The organism is Mesorhizobium sp. M0174 (assembly GCF_040322275.1).
GTDB lineage: Bacteria > Pseudomonadota > Alphaproteobacteria > Rhizobiales > Rhizobiaceae > Mesorhizobium.
This window is the reverse complement of the sequence record NZ_JAMYTB010000073.1, coordinates 1-794: the sequence shown is the minus strand read 5'-3', so window position 1 is coordinate 794 and position 794 is coordinate 1. Positions and strand designations below refer to the sequence as shown.

The window sequence follows — 794 nt, the reverse complement described above, 5'->3', positions numbered from 1 at the left end:
GGCGGCATCGACGCCCGGCCGTGGTGCCAGGGGTTCTACGCGGCCATGAATCTCAACATCAAAAAATGGAAACGGCTACTCGACCTCAACAACCCCCATCACGACCTGCTGCTGCCGATCCTGATCTACTGCGTCGACAAAAAGGGGAGGCCCGTCCTCGGCAAGCCCAGGCCAGGACCCGAGACCGCGCACTTCATCGAGCACGAGGCGTACAAAGACATCGCCCTCGTCATCCCCGCTCTGCGCGAACTCCACTACGTCACCCATTATGACTCGGAGTGATCGGCGCCGGCGCGCCGACGAACGAGAGACTAACCATCAAGGCGATTTCGGGAAAGGTGCCTTGGCGCACCGCTTACTGAAGCCCCTCCGCCAGCGATTTAGATGCTCGATGTGGATTACATATTATAGTTGATAAACTCAAGCTGCCTAATCCGCTGGCTGTCGTGCATGGATATGCGCAGGTTGGTCGGACGTAATGTGCAGAGGATCAGGCTAAGGAAGCGTCTGACCCAGGAGCAGCTTGCCGAGATTTCCGGGTTCAGCCAGCAGTACATCAGCGGCTTGGAGAAGGGCCGAAGAAATCCGACGATCATCACGATCTATGAACTGGCATTGGCCCTCGGCGTCAGCCACACGGATCTGGTTCGGCCCGACAAACAGGCCTGACGCACCCACTTCCAAGTAATTGCTACTGGCCCGGGGGGCGGCCGCGGGCGGCCCGCGCGGGGGGGGGGCGGCCCCCGGGGGTGGTGGGGGGGGGGGCGGGGCTGAGCCCCAAAGGGGGGGCCCCC

1 protein-coding gene and 1 pseudogene are annotated in these 794 nt (G+C 62.1%); both read left to right on the top strand.

The window, feature by feature from the left end; translation table 11 throughout:
* Positions 1-282: pseudogene (locus NKJ13_RS31535) on the top strand (UPF0149 family protein); the annotation flags it as partial.
* Positions 283-450: 168 nt separating this feature from the next.
* Positions 451-669 carry a helix-turn-helix transcriptional regulator gene (locus NKJ13_RS31530; RefSeq protein WP_023730016.1) on the top strand — a complete coding sequence of 73 codons (219 nt, stop codon included), beginning with the start codon at positions 451-453 and terminating at the stop codon, positions 667-669.
* Positions 670-794: the final 125 nt, after the last annotated feature.

Bases quoted from the DNA above. Each gene is read 5' to 3' on its own strand.
- NKJ13_RS31530 (WP_023730016.1), top strand. From the start codon at position 451: ATGGATATGCGCAGGTTGGTCGGACGTAATGTGCAGAGGATCAGGCTA.